This window comes from Nitrosopumilus sp. b2 (assembly GCF_014078535.1).
In the GTDB taxonomy this organism is placed as follows: Archaea; Thermoproteota; Nitrososphaeria; order Nitrososphaerales; family Nitrosopumilaceae; genus Nitrosopumilus; species Nitrosopumilus piranensis.
In genome coordinates, this window is record NZ_MU078705.1 from 53954 (window position 1) to 72654 (window position 18701).

Annotated in this window: 26 protein-coding genes; 13 read left to right on the forward strand and 13 right to left on the reverse strand. The window is 35.3% G+C overall.

The window, feature by feature from the left end; translation table 11 throughout:
- Position 1: 1 nt before the first annotated feature.
- Positions 2-406: a nuclear transport factor 2 family protein gene (locus C6989_RS08015; protein ID WP_182126868.1), complete on the reverse strand. Its 405-nt coding sequence runs from the start codon at positions 404-406 to the stop codon at positions 2-4.
- 227 nt (positions 407-633) lie between these two features.
- Between C6989_RS08015 and ilvB the strand changes: the two genes are divergently transcribed.
- From ilvB to C6989_RS08040, 5 genes are all read left to right on the forward strand, one after another.
- The gene (gene ilvB / locus C6989_RS08020; RefSeq protein WP_255464673.1) at positions 634-2331 is read left to right on the forward strand and encodes a biosynthetic-type acetolactate synthase large subunit; all 1698 of its coding nucleotides are present in this window, start codon (positions 634-636) and stop codon (positions 2329-2331) included.
- An 8-nt stretch (positions 2332-2339) separates the two neighbouring features.
- Positions 2340-2825 (forward strand): acetolactate synthase small subunit, encoded by a 486-nt coding sequence (gene ilvN, locus C6989_RS08025; RefSeq protein WP_148703136.1) that lies wholly within the window; start codon positions 2340-2342, stop codon positions 2823-2825.
- The gene (locus C6989_RS08030) at positions 2822-4333 is read left to right on the forward strand and encodes a 2-isopropylmalate synthase (protein ID WP_182127040.1); all 1512 of its coding nucleotides are present in this window, start codon (positions 2822-2824) and stop codon (positions 4331-4333) included. Before ilvN ends, C6989_RS08030 begins: the two co-directional genes overlap by 4 nt.
- Positions 4334-4369: 36 nt before the next feature.
- Positions 4370-5383, forward strand: coding sequence for an isocitrate/isopropylmalate dehydrogenase family protein (locus C6989_RS08035; protein WP_148703138.1), 1014 nt, complete (start codon positions 4370-4372; stop codon positions 5381-5383).
- A gap of 88 nt (positions 5384-5471) precedes the next feature.
- A complete protein-coding gene (locus C6989_RS08040) occupies positions 5472-5651 on the forward strand; it encodes a hypothetical protein (RefSeq protein WP_182126870.1) in 180 nt (59 codons plus the stop codon).
- Between the two features lie 150 nt (positions 5652-5801).
- Here the strand turns inward: C6989_RS08040 and C6989_RS08045 are convergent, their stop codons facing one another.
- Positions 5802-6158, reverse strand: a complete 357-nt coding sequence (locus C6989_RS08045) for an FYVE zinc finger domain-containing protein (RefSeq protein ID WP_255464674.1) — start codon at positions 6156-6158, stop codon at positions 5802-5804.
- Positions 6159-6239: 81 nt separating this feature from the next.
- Between C6989_RS08045 and C6989_RS10265 the strand changes: the two genes are divergently transcribed.
- A complete protein-coding gene (locus C6989_RS10265) occupies positions 6240-6371 on the forward strand; it encodes a hypothetical protein (protein ID WP_255464675.1) in 132 nt (43 codons plus the stop codon).
- A 1-nt stretch (position 6372) separates the two neighbouring features.
- Here C6989_RS10265 and C6989_RS08050 read toward each other — a convergent pair whose 3' ends face one another.
- Positions 6373-6618 carry a hypothetical protein gene (locus C6989_RS08050; protein WP_148703140.1) on the reverse strand — a complete coding sequence of 82 codons (246 nt, stop codon included), beginning with the start codon at positions 6616-6618 and terminating at the stop codon, positions 6373-6375.
- A 148-nt stretch (positions 6619-6766) separates the two neighbouring features.
- Between C6989_RS08050 and C6989_RS08055 the strand changes: the two genes are divergently transcribed.
- Positions 6767-6952, forward strand: coding sequence for a hypothetical protein (locus tag C6989_RS08055; RefSeq protein ID WP_148703141.1), 186 nt, complete (start codon positions 6767-6769; stop codon positions 6950-6952).
- Positions 6953-7018: 66 nt separating this feature from the next.
- Here C6989_RS08055 and aspS read toward each other — a convergent pair whose 3' ends face one another.
- Both aspS and C6989_RS08065 read right to left on the reverse strand, forming a co-directional pair.
- On the reverse strand, positions 7019-8305 hold the full coding sequence (gene aspS, locus C6989_RS08060; RefSeq protein ID WP_148703142.1) for an aspartate--tRNA(Asn) ligase: 1287 nt from the start codon (positions 8303-8305) through the stop codon (positions 7019-7021).
- Positions 8305-8823 carry a transcription elongation factor NusA gene (locus tag C6989_RS08065; RefSeq protein ID WP_182126871.1) on the reverse strand — a complete coding sequence of 173 codons (519 nt, stop codon included), beginning with the start codon at positions 8821-8823 and terminating at the stop codon, positions 8305-8307. The genes aspS and C6989_RS08065 overlap by 1 nt, the downstream gene beginning before the upstream one ends.
- Positions 8824-8904: 81 nt before the next feature.
- Here C6989_RS08065 and C6989_RS08070 point away from each other — a divergent pair, with 81 nt between their 5' ends.
- Complete coding sequence (locus C6989_RS08070) at positions 8905-9840, forward strand: ABC transporter ATP-binding protein (RefSeq protein WP_182126872.1); 936 nt, start codon at positions 8905-8907, stop codon at positions 9838-9840.
- Between the two features lies 1 nt (position 9841).
- Here C6989_RS08070 and C6989_RS08075 read toward each other — a convergent pair whose 3' ends face one another.
- Entirely contained in the window at positions 9842-10135 is a 294-nt protein-coding gene (locus tag C6989_RS08075; RefSeq protein ID WP_182126873.1) for a hypothetical protein, read from the reverse strand.
- Positions 10136-10265: 130 nt separating this feature from the next.
- Complete coding sequence (locus C6989_RS08080; RefSeq protein WP_148703146.1) at positions 10266-10640, reverse strand: DUF6659 family protein; 375 nt, start codon at positions 10638-10640, stop codon at positions 10266-10268.
- 90 nt (positions 10641-10730) lie between these two features.
- On the opposite strand from C6989_RS08080, the gene C6989_RS08085 reads away from it, so the two are divergent.
- Positions 10731-11363 (forward strand): VTT domain-containing protein, encoded by a 633-nt coding sequence (locus C6989_RS08085; RefSeq protein WP_148703147.1) that lies wholly within the window; start codon positions 10731-10733, stop codon positions 11361-11363.
- Here C6989_RS08085 and C6989_RS08090 read toward each other — a convergent pair.
- From C6989_RS08090 to C6989_RS08105, 4 genes are read right to left on the reverse strand one after another with little or no spacing between them, the layout of a single operon-like run.
- The gene (locus C6989_RS08090; RefSeq protein WP_148703148.1) at positions 11360-11917 is read right to left on the reverse strand and encodes a DNA-3-methyladenine glycosylase; all 558 of its coding nucleotides are present in this window, start codon (positions 11915-11917) and stop codon (positions 11360-11362) included. The genes C6989_RS08085 and C6989_RS08090 overlap by 4 nt on opposite strands.
- Positions 11901-12491, reverse strand: a complete 591-nt coding sequence (locus tag C6989_RS08095) for a uracil-DNA glycosylase (protein WP_182126874.1) — start codon at positions 12489-12491, stop codon at positions 11901-11903. The genes C6989_RS08090 and C6989_RS08095 overlap by 17 nt, the downstream gene beginning before the upstream one ends.
- Positions 12492-13907, reverse strand: a complete 1416-nt coding sequence (locus tag C6989_RS08100) for a TldD/PmbA family protein (protein ID WP_182126875.1) — start codon at positions 13905-13907, stop codon at positions 12492-12494.
- A gap of 40 nt (positions 13908-13947) precedes the next feature.
- Positions 13948-14085, reverse strand: a complete 138-nt coding sequence (locus C6989_RS08105) for a hypothetical protein (protein ID WP_182126876.1) — start codon at positions 14083-14085, stop codon at positions 13948-13950.
- 216 nt (positions 14086-14301) lie between these two features.
- Between C6989_RS08105 and C6989_RS08110 the strand changes: the two genes are divergently transcribed.
- Together C6989_RS08110 and C6989_RS08115 are read left to right on the forward strand one after the other, a co-directional pair.
- The gene (locus C6989_RS08110; protein ID WP_255464698.1) at positions 14302-14586 is read left to right on the forward strand and encodes a response regulator; all 285 of its coding nucleotides are present in this window, start codon (positions 14302-14304) and stop codon (positions 14584-14586) included.
- 30 nt (positions 14587-14616) lie between these two features.
- Positions 14617-16434, forward strand: a complete 1818-nt coding sequence (locus C6989_RS08115; RefSeq protein WP_148703152.1) for a PINc/VapC family ATPase — start codon at positions 14617-14619, stop codon at positions 16432-16434.
- Here the strand turns inward: C6989_RS08115 and C6989_RS08120 are convergent.
- Positions 16421-16885 (reverse strand): metal-dependent transcriptional regulator, encoded by a 465-nt coding sequence (locus C6989_RS08120; protein WP_148704136.1) that lies wholly within the window; start codon positions 16883-16885, stop codon positions 16421-16423. The two genes, C6989_RS08115 and C6989_RS08120, sit on opposite strands and share 14 nt — an antisense overlap.
- 136 nt (positions 16886-17021) lie before the next feature.
- Here C6989_RS08120 and C6989_RS08125 point away from each other — a divergent pair, with 136 nt between their 5' ends.
- The gene (locus C6989_RS08125) at positions 17022-17378 is read left to right on the forward strand and encodes a hypothetical protein (RefSeq protein ID WP_148703153.1); all 357 of its coding nucleotides are present in this window, start codon (positions 17022-17024) and stop codon (positions 17376-17378) included.
- Positions 17379-17380: 2 nt separating this feature from the next.
- Here C6989_RS08125 and C6989_RS08130 read toward each other — a convergent pair whose 3' ends face one another.
- Positions 17381-18124 (reverse strand): hypothetical protein, encoded by a 744-nt coding sequence (locus tag C6989_RS08130; protein WP_182126877.1) that lies wholly within the window; start codon positions 18122-18124, stop codon positions 17381-17383.
- 84 nt (positions 18125-18208) lie between these two features.
- Between C6989_RS08130 and C6989_RS08135 the strand changes: the two genes are divergently transcribed.
- On the forward strand, positions 18209-18700 hold the full coding sequence (locus C6989_RS08135; RefSeq protein ID WP_148703154.1) for a DUF192 domain-containing protein: 492 nt from the start codon (positions 18209-18211) through the stop codon (positions 18698-18700).
- Position 18701: the final 1 nt, after the last annotated feature.

Genomic DNA, 18701 nt, shown 5'->3' on the forward strand with positions numbered 1-18701 from the left:
TTCATCCATTAATCTTTGATAGGTGAATGTGAGCAATTTTCCATGTTGGTTGTTTTACTAAAACAAAAGTAGCTCTTCCTTGAATTTCCATGTGTTCCCCAGTGAATGCTTTATTGTCAACTAACATTCCTTTTTGGTTTAATTCCATTGCAACAACTGCAGAATCTCCAAAAATACTGATCTTTGGATTTTTAATTTCATAACTATAATCCGAAATACTAACAAACCTGAGTTCTTCTAATTCAATTGTATTTTGATAATCTTTTAGATCATATGGTGGTAAATTACTAAAACTTGAAAATTTTGGATCGTTTAGATGAATATCCTTGAGGACTGATGTGTCTTTTGTAATCCCTGCTTGAAATAATGTGTCTATTATTTTGATGATTTCTTCGCTATCTGACAAAAACAGTCATCTTCGAATATGAAAATAATCAGTTTAAGTCTTCTGCACAATTTTGGACAAAATCACGATTATTCTTTAGATAATCTTTATTAATTATAGATTGATTGGTTTTTTGATTTCAATGAGCACAAGATTAACTGTAAAATTTGGCAAAGAATTGCCAGTTGTACTAACACTGTAAAGTGTGCTCAAAATTATAACACATTAAAATTATGGAGAAAAATTTGATGAATAATATGGAAAATATGATTGGTGCAAAGGCCTTGATGACGGCAATGGAAAAAGAAGGCGTCAAACAAGTATTTGGTTTACCGGGAGGTGCGAATCTTCCAATGTATGATGAATTTGCTAGATGTAATATTAGACACATCTTGGCAAGACATGAGCAATCAGCAGCACACATGGCAGATGGCTTTGGCAGAGTAAGCAGAAAACCTGGAGTTTGCTTTGCCACTTCTGGACCTGGCGCTACTAACATACTTACTGGCATTGCAACTGCACAAGCTGATTCTGCACCAATGGTTGCAGTAACTGGACAAGTATCTGTAGATATGATTGGAAAAGACGCATTTCAAGAAAGTGATATTATTGGAATGGCAAACCCTGTTGTAAAATATGCATTTCAACCAAGAGATGCTGCAGAAATTCCTGAAGTTGTAAAAAAGGGATTCTTTATTGCTGAAACCGGAAGACCTGGACCTGTTCTTATCGACATTCCAAAAGATGTCCAACAAAACGAAGCTGAGATGGTTTTCCCTGATGAATTTAAAATCCAAGGTTACCATCCATGGTCTGATCCTGACATTGTAAATGTAGAAAAAGCAATTGACATGTTGTTACATTCTCAAAAACCTGTTATCTTAGCTGGTGGTGGAGCTATCATATCTTCTGCATTTGCTGAATTACAAGCTGTTGCTGAAACATTAATGCTTCCTGTTGTAACTACTTTCAAAGGAAAAGGAGCTTTCCCTGAAAATCATCCTCTATCATTAGGTCCTATTGGAATGCATGGTCATGCAGAAGCTAACAAAATTATGACTGAAGCTGATTGTGTGTTGGCAATTGGTACTAGATTTTCAGACCGCTCTGTTGGAACCTTTGAAGAGTTTGAAAAAGGATTAAAGATTATTCATATGGATGTTGATCCTGCTGAAATTGGCAAAAACCAGACTGCGCAACTTGCAGTAGTTGGTGATGTTAGAGTCTCTCTTAGAATAATGGTAAAATTACTTTTGCAAAAAGCAATTAAAAAAACTGAAGAAACCCCCTGGGTAAAACATGTCAAAGAGACCAAAGCATACTGGCAAGAAAATCTCAAACTTCATCCAGGTGAGATGGGCGCAGCTAAAATTTTACGCAAACTCAGAGAACTACTTCCAAAAGAATCAATCATTACAACTGAAGTAGGACAGCACCAAATGTGGGCATCATTATTTTATGATGTAATACAACCTGGAACTTTCTTTAGCTCCACCGGACTTGGTACTATGGGTTGGGGATTTCCAGCTGCAATTGGTGCCAAAGTTGCAAGACCTGATGTTCCTGTTGTAGATATTGCAGGAGATGGAAGTTTTGCAATGACTGAAAACTCTCTTGCAACTGCAGTGCTAGAAGACATTCCAGTAATTGTATTTGTATTAAACAACTTTACATTGGGAATGGTAGCTCAGTGGCAGAGAACATTCTATGACAGAAGAATGATTGGTGTTGATCAAGGAAAATGCCCTGACTATGTAAAATTGGCACAATCATATGGTGCTCAAGGAATTAGGGCACAATCAATGGATGAACTTGACAAGGCAATCCGAGATGCATTAAGCAGCGATGTTGCAACAGTAATTGATATTCCAATTGATCCTGAAGAAGATGTATTGCCATTTGTAGCACCTGGAACTTCGCTTAAGGAAATGATCTTACCATCGTAGTGATTAGTATGTGGGCAATTCTTTCTATTCTAGTTGAAAACAAGCCTGGAATTTTGTTCAAGGTTACTCACTTGTTTCGTGCTAGAAACTTTAACATTGATAGTATCTCTGTAGGTGTTACTGAGAATCCTGATTATTCTAAAATGACTATTACCACATATGGTGATGAAAAACAGGTAGACCAGATTGTAAAGCAACTTGATAAGATGATTGATACTGTAAAAGTAGAGCACTTAGATGAGCATAAAACTGTCTTTAGAGAACTTAGTATTTTTAAGATTAAACTAAGTAATGCTAATGATAGCATGGAGATTAACAAATTAGCAAATGCATATGGTGGCAAAGTACATGATGTCAAAAAGGACTCTATCATGGTAGAGTTGACTGCAACACCTGATCAAATCAAAGCATTTGAGGAATTGGCAAAACCATTTGGAATCATTGATGTTGCAAGGACTGGTGTTGCTGCATTGCAGAGGAGTGGCTCGTCCTGAAAATTAGAATATTTGATACGACATTAAGAGACGGAGAGCAGACAATCGGTGTATCATTATCTCCTGAACAAAAATTAACAATTGCAAAAAAACTTGATGAATTGGGAGTGGATGCAATTGAGGCAGGATTTCCAGTAATCTCTGAAGGTGAGTTAAAAGCAGTCAAGATGATAACATCTGCAGGATTATCATGTGAGATTGCAGGATTGACAAGAACTATCAAAAAAGATATTGATGCAGCAGTTGATGCTGGATTAAACTATATCCATACATTCATTGCAACATCTGATATTCATTTAGAGCACAAACTCCAGATGACAAGAGATCAAGCACTTGAAAAGGCAATCGAGGCAGTAGAATACGGAAAGTCACGTGGTCTTCAAGTGGAATTTTCAGCAGAAGATGCTTCTAGAACTGATAGAGAATTTTTGAAAAAAGTATTTGGTGAAGTTGCAAAAGTAGGAGCTGATAGAGTCAATATTCCTGACACAGTTGGATACTCTACACCTGAATACATGGCAGAAATTACAAGAGATACAATAGAGGCCACAAAACTTCCAGTCAGTGTTCACTGTCACAATGACTTTGGATTGGCAGTTGCAAACTCTTTGGCTGGAATTCATGCAGGCGCATCATGTGCACATGTTACGATTAATGGTATTGGTGAGAGGGCAGGCAATGCATCACTAGAAGAACTCTCCATGGCACTCAAATGCTTGCCCTATGAGCAAAAATATGAGACCAATATCAAATCTGAATTAATTTATGATACCTCTAGATTTATCTCAAAAACTGTTGGAATAATCGTTCAGCCAAACAAGGCAATCGTTGGAGCAAATGCATTTGGTCATGAATCTGGCATCCACACACATGGTGTATTGAGCAATCCCCTCACATACGAGCCAATTAGCCCTGAATTGGTTGGACGAAGGAGATGGCTTCAAGTTGGAAAACATGCAGGTGTTCATGGAATGAATGCAATGCTAGCAGAGTATGGGGTAAAACCAACTGAAGAACAATCAAAACAAATCTTAGACAAAGTTAAGGTAATTGGTGACCAGGGAAAACAACTCACTGATGTTGAATTGTTATCTATTGCAAGTGATGTTATGGGTGAACAAGAACTCAAAAGAATTGTCCAATTGACTGGCTTTTCTGTATCTACTGGAATTGGAACAATGCCTTATGCATTTGTAAAATTAAATGTAAATGGGGAAGACCATGTAGGAACTGATTATGGAGTAGGACCAGTTGATGCGGCATTAAATGCAATTCAAAAGATTACTGGAAAACTTTCAGAAATTCGAATCAAAGACTATGGGTTAGCATCAATTTCTGGTGGCTCTAGTGCATTATGTGAGGTTACAGTAAAAGTTGAAGATGCATTAGGAAACAAGGTTTCTGCAAAATCTGTTGGTGAGGATATTGTAACTACCTCTGTCAAGGCAGTAATTGATGCCATTAATCGAATAATGCTCAAGAAACTACTCCAAGAAAAGCAGGTTTAACTAAATCCTAAAATTCTCTAATTATGAAGTGATACTATGTATAAAATCTCATTAATTACTGGTGATGGAATTGGTCCTGAGTTGTCTGAATCTGCAGTTTCTGTATTGAATACCATTAATGACAAACTTGATTTGAAATTTGACATTACAAAATTATCTGCTGGAGATGCTACCCTCAAGCAAACAGGAAAAGCACTTCCTGATGAAACTGTTAATTCCATAAAACAATCTGATGCATGTTTGAAGGCACCTGTTGGAGAGAGTGCAGCTGATGTTATTGTAGTTTTGAGAAGGATGCTTGATCTTTATGCCAATATACGCCCTGCAAAGTCATACCCGCACATGCCTGCATTGCGTGATGATATTGACATGGTTATAGTGCGAGAAAATACAGAAGATCTTTACACTGGAAAAGAATTTAGCTTGGGTGATTCTGCAGTAGCTTTGAGAATAATTTCAGAAAATGCTTCAAAGAGAATTGCAAAATATGCCTTTGAATCTGCCAAACAACGCGATTCTATGAGAAAAGTAACATGCGTTCATAAATCAAACGTGATGAGAGTAACAGATGGCTTGTTTGCCAGAGTATGTACTGAAGTCTCAAAAGATTATCCTGACATCGCATTTGAACAAATGTATGTTGATGCATGCGCTATGAACTTGATTCGCCAACCCGAACAGTTTGATGTAATTGTTACAACCAATCTTTTTGGTGATATTTTGTCAGATGAATCATCACAAGTAGTTGGTGGTTTGGGAATGGCACCTGCTGCTAACATTGGTGACAACTTTGCATTGTTTGAACCTGTTCATGGGGCTGCATTTGATATTGCAGGACAAAACATTGCAAACCCCTCATCGTTTCTATTATCTATCAAATTGATGCTTGATTGGTTGGGGCAAAAACACAATGACACAAAATGCTTTGAGGTGGCAGAAAGATTGGAATCTACAATATTTGATTTAGTAAAAACAGGTGTTAAAACCAAAGATATTGGTGGGGATAAAACCACAACTGAATTTACATCTGAAATTACCAAAAATCTTTAATTCCAATTTTTGAAACTTTAGGTCTTTCCCTATATTCAGTATTTTTGAAAAAATATCGTGCGAATTTGTGACAAATGTGAAACAATAATTGCTGTTGATTCAACTCTCCATGGGATTGGAAAATTATGACGAAGAGGGTCTGCTCAAAGTCATAAAGCCATTTGAATTATCTGAGAAAATTACAAAACTTACTTGGAATTGGAATAATTATAATGATTCAGTAATGCAGGTACATGAGTTAATGAGTCAGGGACAAACTTTTTGTTGAAATATCTGAATATGAGAACTGACTTGGCTCTCAACTTAGTGAATATCAGAAAAACAAAATTAACGAAGCTGTGGAGAATTTAGGAAAACTTATTCCATGCATGAAAAATCAAATCAAACCTTCTGAAATCTTGGAAAAAAACTGATTAGCTTAGTCTTTTCTCTTCTTTAAATCTGATTTTGGTGGATTTAGCGACCAAAAAAACATCGCAAGACACACTGGAATCATTATTAGAACTGCTGCCACAACAGAGATTGCATAAAATCCTGAGTCTAGTCCTGGTAGAAAGGGGCCTGGAAACACTGCATAAAACCACAAAAACCCTACAAAAATTAAAACAAGTCTATTCTTTCTAACAAGTTGTCTTACACTTAATTTCCTTTTGTGAATGTAGCATTCCTTACAACGTGTTCTGTCATCTATCATACATGATGTACAACAATTTCTTTCACAAAAGTAACAAATTCTGTCTCCAAAACCTGATCCACAAAAATCACATTTGTACACTAGATTAGATCCATCTCTTTAGATTTATCTCTTTTTCAAAAATTCCCAATTTTTATTAATCGCGTTTTTAATAAATTCTTGATGGCAAAATGCTGTATCTGTAAGATTGTTGAAGGCACACTCAAGATCAAAGACGGGAATCCAAAGTACAAAGGAAAGCCTATCTGTAAAGAATGCCAGGGTTATCGAAAATTATTACTAGAGACAAAATAATCTATTCAGATTTTGGCTTGTTTTTTTCTGCCCACTGCTCGTACATCTTGATTAATTCATCTACATCTTTTCCATTTTCAGAATATGTTACAATTACTCCGAAGTTTCCTTTCTTGTCGTGGCCTCTTGCAAAGTATCCCCAAAAAGAATCTGGCAGTTTTTGAAAACTACTTGAATCATGTGAAACGCCAATTAGATTATTTCCTATGACTTCTACTACTTTTTTGGCATCTTCTTGCTCTATCATGAACTTGTGTAATTCTATTACAATAAAAATCTGAATGATGTTAGTTATCTTTGACTGTAATCTGCCTACTTTGTCGTTAATTTCGTGTATTTGTTAGGGAATCTTGTAATTTGGAGGTTTTTAAGAGATAATGCCCTATGAGTAGTAGATGGTACTTTTATGGATAGGAGTTGCAGTGGGAATTTTAATAGCATTAATACTGATAGTTAAAGCAATTAAAACCTCTTCTCGTGATGTGCTTGGGGTGGATATGCATTGCAAAAAATGCGGTATCAAAATTAACGGGTTAAAATGTCCTAGGTGTGAAAAAAAATCAAAAACATTTGGAGTCTAGCAATTGGTCTCAAACTTGATATTTCAAATTCTTTTGTGTAGTTAATTTAAAACAAAATCAACTATTTTATGGACTTAGTCTGTCAGGATCTCTTGGATATAATACCACTTCACGGACATTATCAATTCCAATTAGTGTGGTCATCAATCTATCTAACCCCATACCCCATCCTGAATGTGGGGGCATTCCCCAATCAAAGGCTTTGAGATGATCAGTAAATTGTGCAGGATCCAAGTCTTGCTCTTTTAGTCTTGCCTTGAGCATCTCTGGATTGTGCAGTCTTGTCCCACCTGAGGATAACTCTAGGTATCCAAACTGCAAGTCAAATGAACGAGACAGTTCTGGGTCTTCATCCTTTTCTCTGATGTAAAATGGTTTTAGCTTCATTGGCCAGTCAGTCAAAAAGAAAAATCCTGGATGATTGTCTCCAATAATTCTAAGATGTGAGTCTAGTAAATCATCTCCAAATTCTACTTTTTCATCTGCACTCTTTAACTCCTCAATACATCGATTGTATGTGATTCTCTCAAATGGTGATTTTGGAACCTCTATAGTGTGACCAATAGTCTCTTGCTCTTTTTTACAATTCTCTGATGTATACTTGTAAACCTCCATTACTAGTGACTCTAAAACATCCATCACATCATTGTAATCCATAAACGCAGCCTCGATATCTATGCTGGTAAATTCACTAAGGTGTCTTCCTGTATGGGAGTTTTCTGCTCGATAAAAGTTTGAAATCTCAAATACCCTTTCCAAACCAATTGTCATCTGCTCTTTGTATAGTTGTGGGCTTTGTGCAAGATACGCCTTTTTTCCAAAGTATTCTAGAGAAAATAGATTTGCTCCTCCTTCACTTGCACTGCCAATAATCTTTGGTGTGGTTATCTCTATGAATTTTTTTCCTGTTAGCGTTTTTCGTAGTGATTGCAAAACATAATGTCTTAATTTAAAAATTGACGCAGTCTTTTGATTTCTCATATCTAGTGCGCGATGATTCAATCGTGTATCGATGTTGCTTTCCACTCTTCCAATAGGATCCACTGGTAGGGGGTGAATTGCCTTTCCTAGCACTTCAATTTCTTCAGCTTTAATTTCAAATGCAAAATCTCTTGCCTTTGTTTCTTGTACAATTCCTTTTACACTTACAACACTTTGACGATTAATCTCACCTAGATTATCATTTAATTCCCCTTTTACAATTACTTGGGAAATTCCTGACACATCACGTAGTGTGATAAATGACATCTTTCCTAACTTTCTCAAATCCTCAATCCATCCGCCCAAAACGACTTGCTTTCCAATTAACTCTGATGTCAGCTCTGAAATGTCATGAGTTTTTACAAAGACCATTATTTTCTACCTTTATCCTCAAATTCTATCTCAATGTCAAGGTTTCGGGCATTTTTAACAATTTCAACAACCTTTTGTGTGTCAATTGGAAATCTTGGTGTCCATTTACCTGATACGACTGCCTTTGTTTTTTGCACTCCTCCTGGTGCCCAGACTGAATTAATTGATAGAATTTTGGTTGGAAAGAATAAATCCTCTATGAATTTTTTATCTGTCTCATCTGCCTCAACTAGCCAAATCTTTCCCTTAAATTGATCCTGAAGGAGCCTGTATAGTGTCCTACTTTGCCTTATACTCATAATGTCATTTTTTGCCAAGGATAGGACAAAATTTCCCTGAAACTCTTTGCAAGAATATAATATAAAGTTCTCAATCTCATTATTTGATTTTGCAATTTTTGCTAGAATAATTGATGCGTCTACATCTGCTTGAGTTATCTCTCCTGACTCTACTTTCTTTTCACATTGGGGGCATAGCACTGCATTTTTTGCATCAAAGCCACATATTGGTAATTTCATTTGAATCGCTTTTTACATTCTGATAGAGTTGTTTATATCCCTTAGTGCAAAACAAAAATTCTAGTTTGGATATGAAAGTATATGGTATTTCTAGCTGTTAATGGATTAACATCTAGATATGATTCCTCAAAAGGCTCAGTCTATGCAGTAGATGATGTTGACTTTTCATTAGATGATGGCGAATCAATAGGAATTGCAGGTGAGAGTGCATGTGGAAAGAGCACTTTGGGATTGTCTATCATTCGAATGTTGGTAGGTGGTAAAACACAAGGTGAGATCATCTTTGATGATGATCCGATATTGGATATTGATGAGAACATCTTTAATGAAAAATTTCGATGGAAGAAAATCTCTATGGTATTTCAAGGAGCAATGAACTCCCTTGATCCTGTTTTTACCATTAATGAACAATTTCTCGAAGTGCTCAAACAACATAATTTTGAAGGACACTCAAAACAGGTGATATCTGATGCCATGAGTTCTGTCAATCTTGATGAGAATGTTCTCAAAAAATACCCTCATGAGCTTAGCGGCGGAATGAAACAAAGAGTTGTAATTGCTATGGCCCTACTGCTAAAACCAAAATTTGTGATTGCCGATGAACCTACTACTGCTCTTGATGTTTTGATTCAAGCTCAAATTGTCAATCTCTTAAAATCTCTAAAAAAGTCAGGCATGTCATTTATGCTAATTACGCACGATTTGGCCGTACTATCTGAGATTGCCGACAAAATCGGTATAATGTATGGAGGCCAAATGGTAGAATTTGGCTCTTCTCAAGAAATCTACAAAAACCCAAAACATCCTTACACTCAAGGACTTTTAGAATCCATTCCAACACTAAAAGGAGGCAAACCAAAATACATCAAAGGAATTCCCCCAAGCTTACTTGAGGCCCCGACACAATGCCGATTCATTGACAGATGTCCTTTAGTTATTGAAAAATGCAAACAACTCCCACCAAAATTTAAAACTGATACTGGATATGTTCGATGTTGGCTATATAAAGACAAGTAGTCTATTTTGATTTTAGATATTCTTCATCAATTTTTTCTAAATACACTTCTTGAATCTGTGCGATCTCTCTTTGTGTAGTGTTTCTACAAATTATTTTTGCGTATTTTATTAAATCTGGATTGTTTTGTGTCTTCTCAAACTCTTCAATCTTTCTAAAAGACTCTTGTTCAAATTTCATAATGTCTTTGAGCTCTCTGCTTATCTCCTCTGTTTTCATCTTTTTATAATCTTTAGAATTTGATTTTCTAAAACTAATCTCGTCAATTAATTTTTGAATCTCATCAGACTCATCCATACTTTTTGATAATTATGGTTATACAAAAAAGTTAATTTTGATTTTCTTTTTTATGCTCTAAAATATGTTTTAGTCCATTTGTCATACTAAGTGAATCTAAATCAATTTCACAATATGGACACTTCAATTTCTAAGAATGTTTTTTTACAATTGGTAAACAGGAATCAATAATCCTGAGCACCTCTGATCTGATTACTTTTTTATCAATTGATATCCAAACTCTTTCCTTTTTTATTGCAAATGATATTGTTTGAACTTTTTTTCTTTCTTCCCATACAAACTCAATTTCGCCTAGATTTTTATCAAAAAATCCCTCCAAGTCAGTCTTGATGGCAATATGAGAGAATTGATACTGTGTGTTTTTTTCATTCAACAAGGGAATCAAATCTGGCCTTCTTTTATACGCCAATAAATCTCCACTTTCGCCTATTACTCCTACAAATCTAATGAAAGGACTAATTGATGCTATGGCATCACAGATCTCTTCATATTCTTTTTTTTCCATTTACTGGTTCTGTTAAAATATGATATTTTAATGATTGTAACACTTTTTGATCTAGTTTTAATTAAATAATACATGAAAATAGTTTGAACAGTGGATTTTGTTGACCTTTTTCCATTTGCGCCTGAAGTAGGTTATCTTAGTTTAACACTTGTCAACTTTTTCGGATCACTTGTTCCATTTGTCCCATTACCTGGATTTCTACTACTAGCTACAATGTCTGTAGGTGATCAATTTGATCTGCACGTCTTGGCAATCTTGTCTGCAGTTTCAGCAACTGTTGCAAAACAGATCATATTCTATGTCAGCTATGGTGGACGAAAAATTATCAACGAAAAAACACGAAAAAGAATGCGCCCATTTGAAAGATTGGTAAAAAGATACGGCGCAGGTGCTGCATTTTTTGCAGCAGCTACACCTATCCCTGATGATTTAGTTTATGTTCCACTAGGACTTGCAAAATACAATCCAAAACGATTCTTTATTGCAACATTAACCGGAAAATTTGTTCTAAGTTATACTATTGTATTTGTATCACATTATCTTGGCTTGTCTTTAGTTGAGCCATTCTTAGAAGACATTGATGATGCTACTCCCGTTTACATTGGAATTATTATTTTTGGTGCTATGATGACTGCAGTTGTTGTATTGCTTTTGAGACTAGATTGGCAAAGAATCCTTGGTCGATTTGCTCCATGGACATTAGATGAAAACAACAAAGACTAGATACTCATTTTAAAATTCCACAACTTGTCTGTTGCCTCTCTAATCCCTATTCTAGGTGATGATATGATTTTTTTTGGCTTTATGCCTTCAACAATGTATAATTTTGAATTTTTTGTCAAATCTACACCATAGTGCTTCTTGGTAATTTCTAATGCCTGAGTTAGTTTTGCAGGTCCATTTGTGAGATTTTTCAAATCTTTTTTCTTTCTATTTTGTAGCATTTTCTTTATTCCTTTTTCTGGCTCTATTGCACGAATCAAAACTGCACCTGCATCTGTTTTTGGATTTTTAGCGACTACATTAAAGCAATAGTACATTCCATATGTAAAATAGACATAGGCAATCCCTACATCTCCAAACATTGCTTTGTTTCTATCAGTAATTTTCCTAAATGCATGACTTGCAGGATCGTCTTTGTGTCTATAAGCTTCAGTTTCTGTAATTATCCCTGAAATTTCTGTTCTTCCTATTTTTCTAATAATTTTTTTGCCTAAAAGATTCTTTGCAACAGTAACTGTATCTTGAAGATAAAATTTCCTAGGAAGTGTACTCAATATCTATCGGAACTTGTTTGTCATTTTTTAATTCTCTGATTAAATCAAAGAGTTTTGCAATGTCTCTCTCTAATGTAGAGATTAACTCTTGGTTGTATATTGTTGCAGCCGGATGAATTGTCAAAAAATACAATTGCTTGTCTTTTCTTACTAGTTTTCCTCTAAATTTTGTAATCTCTGATCCTCCTAAAATTGAATTAAAGGCAGTATTTCCTAAAACACAAATTATCTTTGGCTTTATTATTGAAATCTCTTTTTTAAGATATTCTTGACAGGTACTTCTCTCTTTTGTGCTTGGAACTCTGTTGTTTGGCGGTCTGCATTTTACAACATTTGTAATGTATACTTCATCTCTGGACACTCCTGCTTCTTCAAGTGCTGCTGAGAGTTTCTTTCCTGCTACTCCTACAAATGGTTCTCCGTTTTTGTCTTCATTTCTTCCTGGGGCTTCTCCTACAAACACTACTTCTGATTGAAAATTGCCCTTTCCTGGGACAGAATTTGTTCTTGTTTTACACAAATCACATTTTGTGCACTCTATTACTTTTTGTCTAACGGTTTCTAATCTTTCCATCTAGTTCACGCTCTTTACAGTTGCAGTTCCTCTAATTGAAGGTCCTCCATTTCCCATAATCATTGATTGCATTGGATCTCCTTTACCGCAATTTGTAATTGGTCTTACTGTAAAGTCATTTCCACATGCGTCAATTGATTGGAAAAATTCTGGAGCAGTACCCATTACTATGACATCTCTTAGCAAATCTGTCACTTCACCATTATCAATTTTTTGTGCATACTGGCATGATATACTCCAATTGTATCTCTTCATGTCTATTGATGGAATTTTCATATTTGAAATCAGATATCCACTCTTTACTTCTTTTATCATTTCATCTACATTCCAATCTCCATTCCCAATACATGTACATGCCATTCTAATCAAAGGCATGAATCGGTAGTTTGTAGCCCTCATATTTCCAGTAGGTGTGACATTGAAAGTTTTTGCAGTCTCTCTGTTTTGCATATGATTTTTTAAAACTCCTTCTTTGACTAGAGTTGTCTTTTTGGTTTCAACTCCCTCATCATCAAAATGATACCATCCTAAACTTTCTTTAATGGTCGGATCATCAAACACGTTTAATTTTTCAGAACCTATTTTCTCTCCTAGTCTTCCTTTCCACCATGCCCCTCCAGCCCATGCCATTTCTTTTCCCAAAACCCTGTCTGCCTCTGATGGATGGCCTAAAATCTCATGTGTTAACAACGAAACAAAATCAGGATTCATTACTACGGTTGCTTTTTCTTCTTTTGCAGGCTTTGCTGATAGCAATTCTGATGCTTTTTTTGCAATATTTTGTGCGCTTTTTTGGGCTTTGTTTGTAATTTGCTCCATTCCCCCTCTTCCTCCCTCTGTGATGTTTACTGATTGCGTTAATCCTGATTCATGTGCAGTAGCAATCATCTCAATTACTACGTCTGAAAAATTTTGGAGAATTTGAGAACCTTCACTGCTTGTAAAATATTTTGAATTGTTAGTGTACCATGGGTTAACGACTGATTTGATAATTTTTGAAGTATCTGAAATAATTTTATCACATTCCATACCTATTTTGATTAATTTTTCTAATTCTGGTTTTTCTAAAATTGGATAGTCTATCTTTTTATTTATAGCAGAGTTTGGGTAAAGGGAGAATTGTTCTTTTTTATTTTTTGCATGATGAGTTGAGTTTTTAATTGACTCGTCAATTGCATTTTTAATTTGCTCATTTGATTTTGGATTTGTAATTGAGCAAAAACTCCATGTCCCATCTTTTACTAGTCTGATTCCTATCCCTGAATCGTTAACTGATCTGACATACTCTGTTTGTCCATTTTCAATTAACGTTGATTTTCTTTCTTGCTCTTCAGCTCTTGCATCACAATATTGAACACCTGAATTCACTGCGTATTTTATTGCATAGTCTGCAAATTCTTCTAACTGAGTATCCATATGCTATGAAACTTTATGGCATTCCTAAATCTTCTGGTGTCTACCTATTGGAAATTGCAGGCATGGTGAAATAGTATTCGTCTTCAAACTCATAGTCTGTCTTTCCTACTTTTCGTAGGAATTCAAAGTATTTTGTGCAGTTTTTGTAAAATTCTTTGTTTTTTTCGTGCTCATCCATACTATATTTTGTCAAATTGACATTTTTTGAGGATTGTGAGTGATTTTAGTTCTCAGAGCTTATTTTCTTTAAGCAGTTTCTATAGGGGTGTCTTGGTTGGTCGCCTGTTTCAGATTTTGAAAGTGTTACGGAAAATATTGAGCCTTGGTCTGTATTGTTTTGTATTTTGTCTTTTCACCCAACCCCCCTTCTTTTACTTTAGAGATTGCATGAATAATTGCCGAGGCAGTTGATGGTGCTGAAGCAGTTGATTTCTATAAACAACATAATCCAGAAATTCTTTTACTTGATTTGGCTATGCCAAAAAAAGATGGTTTGGAAGTTGTACATGATGTAACTGCATTTGACTCTAATACAAAAATTATATTGGTTACTACAGGTGATGATCAAAAAATTACCAATCAGTGTCTATCTTCTGGGACCACATCTTACATTTCAAAACCTTTAGACTTTAACAGCGTACTAAAAGTACTTAGTAATATTTCAGGAAACGATAATTAGGACACATTTTATTTAGAATTTGTAAAGAATTTGTCTAAAATTGTCGCTGATACTAGTGTTGTTATTAATGGTCAATTAATTGTTCAGATTGAAAAAGGCTCTATTAGAAATTCTCAAGTGATAATCCCTCAAGCAGTTTTAGATGAACTACAATCCCAAGCATCAAACAAAAAAGAACAAGGATTTGTGGGACTAGAAAAAATTCGTAAATTAAAAGAATTGTCTGGCAGTTTTGGATTGGAGGTAGTTTTAAAGGGAAACCATCTCTCCACTGATGAAATCAAACTTGCAGGAAGTGGAAGAATTGATGCAATAATTACTGATATGGCAAAACAAAACGATGCGATTCTTTACACCTCTGATAATGTCCAACATTTGGTTGCACAGGCAGAAGGTGTTCAAACTGTATTTCTAAAAGCACAAGTACAAAAACAGACTTTAGAATTTCTAAAGTTTTTTGATGATAAAACAATGAGCGTTCATCTAAAGGAGAATCAGCAACCTCTTGCTAAAAGAGGCAAGCCTGGTGCCTTTTTACTAACAAAAATTAGTGATGACATTCTTTCACGAGATTATTTGGAGATGGTTTCATCCCAAATATTAGATGTTGCAAATACTGATGACTCTAGTACCATTGAAATTTCTAAAACTGGTGCATCAGTAGTTCAGCTTGATGATTACAGAATTGCAATAACACATCCACCTTTCTCTGAATCATTTGAGATTACAATTGTTCATCCAATAATACAACTATCCCTTGAAGACTATAACATGTCTGAAAAACTAATGGAGCGTTTATCCAACAGAGCTGAAGGAATTGTAATCTCGGGAGCTCCTGGCTCTGGAAAAAGTACACTGGCATCAGGTCTTGCCAATTTCTATCATAACAAAGGAAAAATTGTAAAAACCTTTGAATCTCCACGTGATTTGCAAGTTGAACCTGGAATAACTCAATATAGTAAACTTGATGGAAGTTTTGATAATACTGCTGACATCTTACTTTTGGTCCGTCCTGATTATACCATATTTGATGAAGTTCGAAGACGAGAAGACTTTAGAACATTTGCTGATTTGAGATTGACTGGTGTTGGAATGGTGGGAGTTGTTCATGCAAACTCTCCACTTGATGCAATTCAGAGATTCATTGGAAAAATTGAGTTAGGGATAATCCCCAATGTTTTGGATACTGTGGTCTTTGTCAAAGACGGACAAATCCAAAAGGTCTATGATTTGGAATTAAAGGTAAAGGTGCCTTCTGGTATGACAGAATCTGATCTTGCTAGACCTGTAATTGAAATCAGAAACTTTGATGATAACACGCTAGAGCATGAAATCTACACATTTGGAGAAGAAAATGTGATAGTTCCTGTTGGGAAAAGAACCAAAGTAGGAATAGAGAAACTGGCAGAAGACAAAATTCGTGAGACTTTTAAAAAATATGATCCTCATGCTAAAGTTGAAATCCTTACTGATAATAGGGTCCGGGTGCTGGTAGATGAGCAGTACATCCCATCAATTATTGGAAGAGGTGGTTCCAACATTAATGAGATTGAAAAATCGCTTCAGGTTCATGTAGATGTTGTCAAAAAGGACTCTGAGCACTTTGATTTAGATTCAAATGATCTACCGTTTACATTTTCAGAATCAAAGACTGCCCTGATTCTAACTGTAAGCAAAGAGTACACTACAATGCATGCTGACATTTATGTTCATGACGAATATATCACGTCTGCTAGAATTGGAAAAAAGGGTCAAATTAAAATTCCAAAACGCTCTGATGTTGCAAGAAACTTGATGAAGCTTGCATCCTCACAAAACGACATCCAATTATTTCTCAAAGATTTTTAAAATTTTCAATAATTTTTGGATTTGCCTTTAGAAATGTAATGAATTTTCTTAACTGTTTGCTTGTTTTTGGATTCAAATGATGTTCTATTCCTTCTGTATCTTGATTTGCAGTATCGTATCCGATACCTAGTATTTCAAAAAACTCTAACAGTATCCCATGTTTTTGTTTAATGCCTTCAGCTACTTGAGTTCCCCTGTCTGTTAGATTGATTCCATGATATTTTTCATATTCTAGATATCCACCTTCATCAAGTCTTTGTAGCATCTTAGTTACACTTGGAGCACTTACATTCATGTATCTTGAAATATCTAGAGTAGTTGCATATCCCTTTAATTCCACTAACTCTAAAATAATTTCCAAGTAATCCTCCATTCTGGCACTGGAACGAGTTTTTTCTGATTGGTGTGCAGCTTTGATGGAATCTAGTCTCTTTGAGTTTTTAGATTTCATGTAATCTTTGTATCTAAATCCCATCTACTATAATTGAGTGTCTTTTTTGTGGATTTTAGGTTACTCTTTGTTGACTCAGAAGTAATCGTTGTTGATCTTTGAATCTTAACTATTTTCTTCTAGATTACACTTAGGAATGGCAGACCCCCTAAAGGAACGACTAGAAAAACTACGAAAAATCTCTGAATCTGCAAAACGCAGAGCAAATTTGTATTCTGATGTTGCAAAAATAGATGATAAACATACTGCCCGTTCATTAGGTGCATTACAAAAGGCCCCTGCACCTGGCAAAAAACTCCAAAAAATTGGATTTTTGATGTTGTGGGTACCAGAGCCAACAGGTGTTACTTGTGCTATAGGAGGTCCAATGATTGTTGCAGGTAGATATCTTGAAAAGAAATACAACAGCGCAACAATTAATGATATTGGTCACCAGACAAAAAACACATTTTCTTCAATTAGTGATTTTAAAACATCTGTAATGAATCACTGACTCTAGATGAAAATATCTTTTCCTGAATTAATTGATGGCTTTTTTGGCACATCAAATATCTCAAATGAATCTAGATATTTCAAATGCTTTGAAATTGATTTCTCATCTAGTGTGATCAGTATTCTGTCATTATGTTTGATTTCATATTGTGAAATGTCTGATGGAAATCTTTGACCATTTAGATAAACCTGAACTGATTTTTTTCCTTCTGCACAAAACTCATTAGTATTTTTTGAAAAATCATACTCTACAAAAATACATTTTTCTGAAACCTCTAACCCCATTGATACAAAGAGCATCTCTAATGGTACTCCTGTTGCATGCTTGTGAATGAGATATGGATTATGATCCTCAAAGTGAATGTATTTGCTTGATAGTTGAAACTGTGGCAAGCCAAAGTTTAGTTGCTCTCCGTCTACTACGACAAGTATTGCTGCATGGGCATGATCACTTCCATACTCGCCAACACTGTATTGATTTGCCAATATTTGCTCAGGACTCATGTTTAGTGTGCTTTGAACAATTTCTGAATCAATTTCACTTTGGTTGATAAAATAATATAAAAAGAATCCTGATGACACAATTACAAATGCAATTATGGCTATCGCCAGACTCTTGTTTTTTGGTCTTGGCGGTATCTCTTCATGTTTAATTGGTTCATGATATGTTGAATTACTTTCTTCATATCGTCCAGGAAGACTGTAATCTGAATCAATGTCTTTTGGAAGTGTTTTGTCTTCAGGCAACATTACAATTGATTATTGTTTCTATAAATGTCCTAAATTCTAAAAATAATTAACGTATTTTAAAAGGCGTATCCAAATTGTATCGTGACTACTAGGGCACAAGCACTAATTCCTATCACAATTGCTGCAGTAATTATTGGGGTTGTGGGCTTGATGTCTCTTCCTAGTGAGAGTAAACTAGAGTCAGTTGAATTCCCACGTGGTACGATCAAAGTTGATGATGTCCCGCTTGAGGTCCAAATTGCAGACACTGAACCCAGACGTGTTCGTGGCTTGATGTTTCAAGATCAATTACCTTACGATCAAGGTATGATCTTCGTCTTTAGTGAACCTGGACTATACTCTTTGTGGATGCTTAACATGCAATTTCCACTTGATATGATCTGGTTTGATGAACATGGCAAAGTAGTTCACATAGAGCAAGATGTTCCTCCATGCAAAGCTGCTCTGGAAATTGCTACATGTCAAAGTGTAGTGCCTGAAAATGAGGCACTTTATGTTCTTGAAGTAACTGCTGGATTTATTGAACAAAATAATATTACAAAAGATTCTGTTTTGACTATAATTTCAATTTAGG

Coding starts and splice junctions, on each gene's coding strand:
- C6989_RS08105 (WP_182126876.1), bottom strand. CDS start 14,085: ATGGATGAGCACGAAAAAAACAAAGAATTTTACAAAAACTGCACAAAA.
- C6989_RS08125 (WP_148703153.1), top strand. CDS start 17,022: ATGGCAGACCCCCTAAAGGAACGACTAGAAAAACTACGAAAAATCTCT.
- aspS (WP_148703142.1), bottom strand. CDS start 8,305: ATGGTCTTTGTAAAAACTCATGACATTTCAGAGCTGACATCAGAGTTA.
- C6989_RS08095 (WP_182126874.1), bottom strand. CDS start 12,491: ATGGAAAGATTAGAAACCGTTAGACAAAAAGTAATAGAGTGCACAAAA.
- ilvN (WP_148703136.1), top strand. CDS start 2,340: ATGTGGGCAATTCTTTCTATTCTAGTTGAAAACAAGCCTGGAATTTTG.
- C6989_RS08080 (WP_148703146.1), bottom strand. CDS start 10,640: ATGGAAAAAAAAGAATATGAAGAGATCTGTGATGCCATAGCATCAATT.
- C6989_RS10265 (WP_255464675.1), top strand. CDS start 6,240: ATGGCAAAATGCTGTATCTGTAAGATTGTTGAAGGCACACTCAAGATC.
- C6989_RS08120 (WP_148704136.1), bottom strand. CDS start 16,885: ATGAAATCTAAAAACTCAAAGAGACTAGATTCCATCAAAGCTGCACAC.
- C6989_RS08075 (WP_182126873.1), bottom strand. CDS start 10,135: ATGGATGAGTCTGATGAGATTCAAAAATTAATTGACGAGATTAGTTTT.
- ilvB (WP_255464673.1), top strand. CDS start 634: ATGAATAATATGGAAAATATGATTGGTGCAAAGGCCTTGATGACGGCA.
- C6989_RS08070 (WP_182126872.1), top strand. CDS start 8,905: ATGGTATTTCTAGCTGTTAATGGATTAACATCTAGATATGATTCCTCA.
- C6989_RS08035 (WP_148703138.1), top strand. CDS start 4,370: ATGTATAAAATCTCATTAATTACTGGTGATGGAATTGGTCCTGAGTTG.
- C6989_RS08055 (WP_148703141.1), top strand. CDS start 6,767: ATGGTACTTTTATGGATAGGAGTTGCAGTGGGAATTTTAATAGCATTA.
- C6989_RS08100 (WP_182126875.1), bottom strand. CDS start 13,907: ATGGATACTCAGTTAGAAGAATTTGCAGACTATGCAATAAAATACGCA.
- C6989_RS08050 (WP_148703140.1), bottom strand. CDS start 6,618: ATGATAGAGCAAGAAGATGCCAAAAAAGTAGTAGAAGTCATAGGAAAT.
- C6989_RS08065 (WP_182126871.1), bottom strand. CDS start 8,823: ATGAAATTACCAATATGTGGCTTTGATGCAAAAAATGCAGTGCTATGC.